An 8,612-nucleotide genomic window follows, 5' to 3' on the forward strand; every position below is an offset into this window, starting at 1 on the left:
GGCGAGGTTCCACATTCGCGATGTGTTTGTCAAAGCATTTCGCGGAGATCGACAGATCGATGATTCAGACGAGATGCTTTCATATCGCGCGTGTGCATTTGGCCTGCTGCTTAGTCTGATTTTTCTGATTTTCTGGTTCCAGGCTGTGGGCATTAGCTGGGCTGTTGCGATTGCTCTTACGCTGGGTATTTTTATTACTTATCTGGGCACGGCGCGGGTGATTGCAGAGACCGGTGTGATTTATTTTAGCATGCCGATGACGCCCAATGGCCTCTTGCCCTTTATTTTTGGGCCCAAATCATTTGATGCTTCAACGCTGACGGCATTGCGCCTGGTTGATTCGGTGCGCTCACAGAGCAAAGCGATGTTTATGCCCCCGCTCGTGCATGCGGCGCGCATTGCAGATATGGCGGGAAGAAATAAGAAGTTGCTGGTTCTGGGCATTGGATTGACGCTCGTGATCGGTATTGGCGCTGCAATTGCGTACTCGCTTTATCTGGGCTATTTGCACGGGGCTTATAATTTTAACGATTTTCCATTCACGCGCTATCCGCCGCGAACCTACGATGGGCTGGTCAAGGCCCTGAAGGGCGAAGAAAAATGGGAGAGCGAGCGTCCTTTGTTTTTGCTGTTGGGTATTGGCATTTTTGCCGTGGTGAGTCTGATGCGCTACCGCTTTGCATGGTGGCCCCTCGCGCCCATTGGCATGGTCGTGCCGCTGACGCATGCCGTGCATTCAGTTTTTTCTGTTTTTATGGCATGGGGCATCAAATCGATCATTTTACGCATAGGCGGCGTGGATCTCTATCGGCGTTTGCGTCCCTTTTTTTTAGGGTTGCTCGTAGGCCATGCCCTGGGCGTGATCCTGTCATTTTTTGTCGATCAGATATGGTTTCCTGGACAAGGTCATCGCACGCATTCGTGGTGAGAAAGTGAATACCTATTTTCAAGTATCTGTTGTGCTGCCGCGGGCAAAGGTTGAAATTGTGTCTGCCAAGTTGTTTGAACTGGGGTGTTGTGGTGTGGTGGAAGAGGATATAAGCGACGGGATTCGGCTGATAGCTTATTTTGAGGCAGTGGAAAATAAAGCGGATATAGAACAGGCTCTCGTGCCCTGTGAATGCCGCTTTGAACCCGTGCCCGATACGGATTGGACTCTGTCGTGGCGTTCTTTTTTTCGACCGGTTTATCCCTCCCCTCGCATGGCAATTTGTCCACCGTGGAATAGGGTGTCCGATCCCCCGGGGGGTTTTACTATCGCGATTGATCCTCAAATGGCATTTGGCACCGGGCATCACGAGACAACGCGCCTGGCACTTTTGGGTTTAGAGAAGAAGATAACATCAGGGGATCGAGTGCTGGATGTTGGTACGGGATCGGGAATTTTGAGTATTGCGGCTGTGAAGTTGGGCGCGGCAGAGGTCATGGCGGTGGATATTGAGGCGTCTGCGATTGAGAATGCCCGGGCAAACTGTGTTTTGAATGATGTGGATGCACAGGTGGTTTTAGGGCAGTATTCTGTCGATAGGGTATCGGGGATTTTTGATGTGGTGGTTGCAAATATGATCAGCAGTATTTTATTGCCTATGGTTCCAGAATTGGCAAAGCGTCTGCATCCCGAAGGATACGCGATTTTGGGGGGGATTTTGGATCGCGAGCGCGAGGTGTTTTGTACAGCACTGGATCAGGCCGGTCTAATACTTGACGAGATGCTCGACGATGGCGAATGGCTGTGTGCGATTGCGCGCAAATTCCGATAGGATAAACTGTGAACCAGATTGTTAAGGATCGCATCTATGCTTTTTTAGAGCAGCGCGATACGGGTGTACACGCAGATGTGCTGGCTTCTGAGGCACTGGGTTTGCACGGCGCACGCGGTTCCATAGCGGATAAGGTGGTGCGCGCGGCTATTGATGATGATCCCAGGTTTGTATGCGATCGCAGTGGGATGTGGTATTTAAGACCTCCGGGACAGGGTAAGACCCTGCGGGAGGTTTGTTTTTTTTGTTTTGGGCTGGTCCCGTCCGAGAATGCTGAGGTTTATGAACTTGCAGGGCGCAAGGTGCAGATGAGCGAGCGCGAGACGCTGTTTCCCCCGGTTCAGGTTCGCATGGGTGATCGAGAGGGAATTTTGGATTCTTATGCCGAAGGAATGAGGGATGCGATTCCCGCAGGATTTCAGTGGTCCAGGATGCGGAGAGATTTGAATAGGATGAGTCGCCTGATGATGGGTAAAGATGTCGTAGATTCCGGGATTTGTCTGTTTCGGCTGGGGAGACGTTTTTGTCCCGATGTGCGGTTGCATTCTGTCGAGGATCTGGCTTCTGCTATGGGGATGTCTTTTGTGTCGGATCGCGGGGCTGAAGGAGAGGCGAGTTTGCAGGCCGATATTTTGTTAGATCTTTTGGAGCGGTGTGAAGAGGAGGGGCTCAATACTATTGAGGCAGTGACTGCCGCACTGTACCCGGATCCCATTCCCATACATTTTGATGCGTATGCTTTTGACGAGGCATTTTTGAGCGCGTTGCCCGAGTTGCCCGGGGTTTATATTATGCGGGATCGCGAGGGTGGTGTTATTTATGTGGGCAAGGCGGTGAATTTGCGAAGGCGCGTGGGTAGTTATTTTGCCAGAAGATCGGAGCGACCAGAAAAGACGCAGGAGATTTTGGATCGGATATGGTCTATGGAAGTTGAGACGGTGGGATCTGAGCTTGAGGCGCTTTTGCTCGAGGCGAAACTGATTGCGCTGTGCCAGCCAGAGTTTAATACGCAGCTCGATGTACACAAGCGCGATGTGGAATTGGGTAATTTGAAAAATATAGTGCTGATTCTGCCATCGGCTGAGCAGGAATGCGTTGAGTTGTTTTGTGTTGTGAATGATACATCTTTTGTCCAGATGCGTGCGCGCAAAGATCTGTGCGATTGGGAAGCGGCAGAGCAGGCGTTGCACGAGTTTTACTTTTTAGGGGAATCGGAATCAGACCTCGAAACAGGTGCTCCTTTTGAAATTTTGAAGAGCTGGATGGTCGCAAAACGCGATGCGATAAATTGGGTGGATATGGATCGCTCGGGCAGCCCCGAAAATGCGTTGCGGATTGTGCGGGAATACGTGCAACAATGCGAGGATGAGGATTGGGAGAAAATTTCCTGGCGGGTGTGATATTTGATGTGCTGATTGAGATGAAGCAGAGGGATACATCAGAACCCAAAGCCCGCAACTCAAGACGAAATAGAAACTTATTTAATATGCAAAGCGTCTAAAAAAGTACTTGACATCCTCCTTGGTAATGATTTAAGATGAAACACAAATTTACAATTACGGGGAGGGATTAGGTGTTCTCAGCATTTGTAGATATTCTTACAAAGATTCTTGAAGAGCACGGTTTTAATGCTTTTTTGGTTGTTCTTACACTTGGTTTTGTTTTTTACTATTCGAAATATATTATCAAACGCATGGAAACTTTGCATGATGCAGAGGTCACGCGATTAATAGACGAAAGGAACCTTTTGCTGGAACATATTTTGCAGGAGCGACGTAGTTCAGAGGATATGGATGCGGTGATTAAAAAATTGGAAGACAGCAGCGAGACAGGAGGCGATCATGAATGAATTTGAAATTTTCGTCGGTGCGTGTTGTGGTCTTACTATTTTGATCACGGTTTGTTATCATCGCAGTATTACCCTTAAACGGCTGCGGTGGAAAGAGGATATTTATAAGCTATGCGCTATAAGAGATGAATTTTTGACCCTGAAAATAGAGGGTAAAATTGCAAACGACAAAGTTTTTGATCTTGTTTATGATGTTATCAATTTGGGGATTGCTGCGGGAAGACGACCCCAGGTTCGGTGGTTCATTAACGCCCTGATTGCAAGTGTCCGTACCACACAGCCCAACCAGAATGAACTCACAGAAGAACTCTCTAAAAATCCCGAACTCGAAGCATTATGGTGGCGTTATGTTGATGTCCTCTTCCTTGACATTATTATGAAAAGAAGTGTGGTCTTGCGATGGGCGAGTAGAATTGCTACAGTTGTACGATGGAGCCAGATTCCTGCCATGATCAAATTTTTTAAAAAGGTGCGAGAAAAAGCTAAAATATTTTCAAATGAAACCGAAGCCTATGAGGCTTTTAAGTGGTTTGAAAGTCTCAAAGCTGCGTAATTAAAAAGCCCCGATTTTTGAGTCGGGGCTTTTTAAATTTTATTTTGCTTTTAGACCGTGTCCCGTTAGAGGGGCGACGACGATTTCGTCATTTTGAGATGGGTATTTCACAAACGCTGAAATGGCCGTGGCCGAGGTGGGTTCGATGTAAAAGCCCATTTCGGCCATTCGTTTTTGGGCATTGCGCGTTTCGCGGTCGTCAACGGTGAGGATGTCGCCCCCTGTTTTATCAATGCACTGGACGATCTGCGCTGCGCGGGCGGGTTCTGCAATGGCGATGCCTTCGGCGATGGTCGCAGAAGGGTTGCCCGTCCAGGTGGGCACAAGAGGGGCGCAATGGGCGGATTGTACGGCGATGAGTTTGGGCAGGTGGGTGATCAAATTCTGTTTGAGAAGGTCCGAAAATCCGATGTAAGCACCGATTAGCAATGTTCCATTTCCCGTTGGTATGATGAGTGTATCTGGCGCATTGAAATTGCGTTGTTCCCAGATTTCGTATGCATAAGTTTTTGTGCCGTGAAAGAAGAAGGGGTTCCAGACATGGCTTGCATAAAAGTGTTTTTGCGCTGCGTCTTGAACCGCCTGCGCGGTGTCTTCCCGCGATCCCGGGATTTTGTAAAGGGTTGCGCCATAGCTCTGGATTTGCGCGAGTTTTGCCACTGATGTGCTGTCGGGAACATAGATGTCGCAGGCAATTCCCGCACGCGCTGCATAAGCCGCAACAGCCGCGCCCGCATTGCCCGACGAATCTTCGACCATGTGGTGAACGCCGAGTGCTTTTGCATGGCTGATTAAAACGGTTGCGCCTCGGTCTTTGTACGAGCCGGATGGAAACAGGTGGTCTTGTTTGACGAGGAGGGATTTGCCAGCGATGGTTACGGGTGTTAGTGGCGTGAACCCTTCATCAAGGGTGACGATATGGGCGTCGTCTTCGATGGGAATGGCTTCGCGGTAGCGCCACAGGGTGGGCGGCCGGTGGGGCAGTGCGTCAACGCAAAGCTCGGCCTCAAAGCGGAGATCAAAGAGACCACCACAGGTGCAGCGCCACTGCAAGGTGTTGGTACTACAGGTCTTCCCACAGATTTGGCATAGCAGTGTCATACTATCCGTCTATTTCTCGTGGCGGTTGTACGCCATCGTCCAGTGGAAATATGGGGCGTTGGCATTGGGTAAAGGGCAGGGATTTTAAGTTGGCACTGGTGGAGCCGGGTGCGTCAACAGGCACGATTCGGGCAGCGATTTCTTCGAAGTGAACCCGAAAGCCGTTGGGCGATTTGCACACGGCCAGATCAAAATCTCGCGGGTCGAGGCCGCGCGCTTCAAAGACTTTGCGATCCATGATGCTTACCGGGCGCGTTGTCGCCATGATGCTGTAAGTTCCCGCCTGGAGAACAGCCGTGTTGCCCGCATGTCCCGATGTGCCCGTGCCTGTGATATATGCCCCATCGGTGAGCAGTTGGACATAGACCTGGCATTCAAGGGGGGAAAAACGCGCTTTGTCTATGGCACCGCCAATGGGAATGGTTATGGTGGCACCCACACCTGCGCGAAAGGCCGCTTCAACAGCGGGGGGATCGACAATGGGCAGGAGTGCGTGGCCCTGATAATTGTGTTCAAACAGGCCTTTGAGGATGGCGTTGCTATCGCCAGATGCACCCGAAGATGTGGCATCGGCAGCGTCGGAAAAGACGGTGAGGCCCTGAGTTTCTTCAGCCAGGCGAATGGCGTCTGGAATCGCAGTGAGTGGTGCGGTGAAATGGTCGCGATTGTCCCACATGTATTGGGCGATGCGTTTGGCTTCGCGTTGTGCGCGTTCGGGATCGTTGTCGGTAAAGACAATGACGTTGGAGCGCAGGTCGGGTACATCGGTGAAGGGATTGCCGATATAGACCCCGCTACCCAGGCCCCCTTCGGAGTTTTCTATTTCCTGACACCAGCGGATGGCCTGACCAAATCGTCCGGTTTTGGTGATGAGTTCGTCGCCTCGCACGAGCATGGGCAATCGGATGTGCGCGACGGTGGGTTTGACATTGCCATCGAGAAGGGCGAGCAGGTTGCGCGCCCCCCGTTGCCCGGTTTCGTACATGTCGATGTGTGGATACGTGTGAAAGGGGACCATAATGTCGGATTGCGCGATGAGGCGGTCGGTGATGATGCCGTGTAGATCATAGGTGGTGACAATGGGCACATCGCCAAGGATGTTGCGAATTTCGGTGAGGACATGTCCTTCGGGATCGACTTCGGTTTCGCCAGCCATTGCGCCGTGAAAGACCATGAGCATCCCGTCAGCGGGTGCGTTGTTGCGGATGCCTGTGAGCAGTTCGTCCATGAGCCTGTTGAGGTCTGCGTCGGCGACTGGCCCGCCGGATACAGATGATGCCGAATAGATGGGTACTAAGTCAATGTCCTCGCGTTCGGCAAAGATGTCGAGCGCGCCAGCGATTTCGGTATTGCTGCCCCGCAGTGCGAGTAATTCATCGCCAAACATCACGTCGAACATATCGTAGGGCGTGCGCGCAGGGTTAAAGCTGGATGTTTCTTGTTTGAAGGCTGCGAGTAGAATTTTCATTTTTTTCTCCCGTGCTTTTGCATATTATCAATAATAATCCTGGATGGATTGTAGCGTTCGCCTCACGGTATAGGGATCAACGCGCTCTGCGCCGGAAAATCCGCGGCTGGCCGACTGCGCGGATTCAAACCGTTTATAGCGCACTTCCATGGTGAGTGGAGATGAAAATGCAAAGGGTTTTATGGCATTGCGTTTGGCTACGGCGCTCTGGATCGTTTCATGGATTTCATTTACCACTCGTTTGGGGTGTTTGCTTACGGCACAATTCCATCCCATCCCCTGTTTGGTCGTGACTGTGACGACGCCCGGGAAAAAACACTCGGCTTCCGCGGTTCCCTTGTCGTCACTCGAGGCAAAAATGACTGGCACTCCTCGCTCTCCCGCAACGGCCGCATCTATGGCCATCTCTCCCACTTCTCGTCCGTTGATCTTGATCCATTGATACGTCGCCGAATTAAAGGTATGACACATCACGCCGTCAACTGTATTGTCCATAGCGTGATAGCCGACCAGCGCTACGCCATCAAATGATTCGTCCATGCCGGGAAACCGGTGTTCAAATCCCACGCCGAGCGCGATATCACACCGCTCGTCCAGGAGGTCGTAATTTAGATTCAAGCTCCCGCCGTGATTATCCCATACAATGACCTGTTCTGCACCGGCTGCAAATAATCCGCGGACAGCCGCGTCCGCTTCTCGCGTGGCCTGTAATTTGGCGAACTCCAAATTCCGAGAAGAGTTCAGGGACGCGCCCGGTGATCCCACGCCACAGGCTACGCCTTCGCAATCGACAGCGACGACAAATTTCATTGGTACCTCCTTTTTGTTTCCTGCTTGACAGTTTTTAGAGCTTTGTGTATTTTTTTCTTCTGAGATGAGGATTATATTTTTTAAAATCCTATTTTTCAATAGTTTAGAGCCATCCTAGCTCAGCTGGTAGAGCACCTGATTCGTAATCAGGCGGTCGGCGGTTCGAATCCGCTGGATGGCTCCATAAAGAAAGGGCTTGTGTCGCTCTGATACAAGCCCTTTTTATTGGCGTAAAATGCGATATTGTATTTCGCGACTGTGTGGTATTGACTCACAGTGTGAATTTTTGCCACATTTATTTTTAGGAATTTTTAGGTCGGAGAACTTTTATAACATATTAAAAATAATGATGTTATAATTTTTTTTTACAGTTTGAGTCCATCTGGCACAGGAGTTGCAGTTAGTAGGGAGTGCGGTGTTCAACACGAGCAGGTTTTCCCGGATAATCTGGAACTTTTAGCCGGAGGGACAGTATGAAATACGTTACGATTCTTCTTTTATTGGGTTTTGCGCTGGGTTGCAATGTGGTCGATCCCGTGTCGATCTCAGGGTCGGTGGAAAAAATTTCGCCCGTGGCATTTGCCAATGCCACTGTGACTATTTTGCACGAAGAAGGCTATACGGTAGAAACGGTTGATCCCATGGCCGGGGTGGTCACGACGGGCTGGCGACATGAGTCGAGTTATGCGAGTCAGACTTTTTTTGATGTTTCGCGGCGCACGCGCATTTCGGTTGTGATGGATTTTTTTACTCAAGAGATCAATGTGCAGATGACCAAGCAAAAAAGAAGTGGTGATGATCCCTGGCGCAATAACGGATTATCAGATGCCGATAGAGATCGGTTGCGGTTAATTCTCGCGCGTATTCAAGAGCGTATCCGGTTAATTGCCCAGCAAGAGTCGGAAGTTGTTGCCACCAAAAGGAGTATTTGGTGACGCGATGACGGGCGATAGGTGTTATACACTATGTATTTCACAAGTCATTAAAAGGAGCAATAATGAAGTTTTTGTGGGTGCCGTTGTTGCTGTTGTTGCTGCTGTTGCTGCTGTTGCTGCTGCTGCTGTTGCTGTT

9 protein-coding genes and 1 tRNA gene are annotated in these 8,612 nt (G+C 50.3%); 7 read left to right on the forward strand and 3 right to left on the reverse strand.

Annotated elements, in window-relative coordinates; all coding sequences use genetic code 11:
- From OXG87_09495 to OXG87_09515, 5 genes are all read left to right on the forward strand, one after another.
- The coding region (locus tag OXG87_09495; GenBank protein MCY3869780.1) for a hypothetical protein at window positions 1-928 on the forward strand (928 nt) is incomplete at its 5' end.
- 4 nt (window positions 929-932) lie between these two features.
- Window positions 933-1,760 (forward strand): 50S ribosomal protein L11 methyltransferase, encoded by an 828-nt coding sequence (locus tag OXG87_09500; protein ID MCY3869781.1) that lies wholly within the window; start codon window positions 933-935, stop codon window positions 1,758-1,760.
- Window positions 1,761-1,768: 8 nt separating this feature from the next.
- On the forward strand, window positions 1,769-3,160 hold the full coding sequence (locus tag OXG87_09505) for a GIY-YIG nuclease family protein (GenBank protein MCY3869782.1): 1,392 nt from the start codon (window positions 1,769-1,771) through the stop codon (window positions 3,158-3,160).
- Between the two features lie 173 nt (window positions 3,161-3,333).
- Window positions 3,334-3,609: a hypothetical protein gene (locus tag OXG87_09510; protein ID MCY3869783.1), complete on the forward strand. Its 276-nt coding sequence runs from the start codon at window positions 3,334-3,336 to the stop codon at window positions 3,607-3,609.
- Window positions 3,602-4,162 carry a hypothetical protein gene (locus OXG87_09515; GenBank protein MCY3869784.1) on the forward strand — a complete coding sequence of 187 codons (561 nt, stop codon included), beginning with the start codon at window positions 3,602-3,604 and terminating at the stop codon, window positions 4,160-4,162. Before OXG87_09510 ends, OXG87_09515 begins: the two co-directional genes overlap by 8 nt.
- A gap of 39 nt (window positions 4,163-4,201) precedes the next feature.
- Here the strand turns inward: OXG87_09515 and OXG87_09520 are convergent, their stop codons facing one another.
- Genes OXG87_09520 through OXG87_09530 form a run of 3 tightly spaced genes read right to left on the reverse strand, consistent with a single transcriptional unit; the run spans window position 4,202 to window position 7,541 of the window.
- Window positions 4,202-5,263: a threonine synthase gene (locus OXG87_09520; protein ID MCY3869785.1), complete on the reverse strand. Its 1,062-nt coding sequence runs from the start codon at window positions 5,261-5,263 to the stop codon at window positions 4,202-4,204.
- A 1-nt stretch (window position 5,264) separates the two neighbouring features.
- Complete coding sequence (locus tag OXG87_09525) at window positions 5,265-6,731, reverse strand: M81 family metallopeptidase (GenBank protein ID MCY3869786.1); 1,467 nt, start codon at window positions 6,729-6,731, stop codon at window positions 5,265-5,267.
- Window positions 6,732-6,758: 27 nt separating this feature from the next.
- Window positions 6,759-7,541 carry a M55 family metallopeptidase gene (locus OXG87_09530; protein ID MCY3869787.1) on the reverse strand — a complete coding sequence of 261 codons (783 nt, stop codon included), beginning with the start codon at window positions 7,539-7,541 and terminating at the stop codon, window positions 6,759-6,761.
- A gap of 108 nt (window positions 7,542-7,649) precedes the next feature.
- Between OXG87_09530 and OXG87_09535 the strand changes: the two genes are divergently transcribed.
- Both OXG87_09535 and OXG87_09540 read left to right on the forward strand, forming a co-directional pair.
- Window positions 7,650-7,725: transfer RNA gene (locus OXG87_09535), tRNA-Thr, on the forward strand.
- A gap of 289 nt (window positions 7,726-8,014) precedes the next feature.
- Window positions 8,015-8,476, forward strand: a complete 462-nt coding sequence (locus OXG87_09540) for a hypothetical protein (GenBank protein MCY3869788.1) — start codon at window positions 8,015-8,017, stop codon at window positions 8,474-8,476.
- Window positions 8,477-8,612: the final 136 nt, after the last annotated feature.

Source organism: Gemmatimonadota bacterium (assembly GCA_026706845.1).
Taxonomy (GTDB): Bacteria; Latescibacterota; UBA2968; order UBA2968; family UBA2968; genus VXRD01.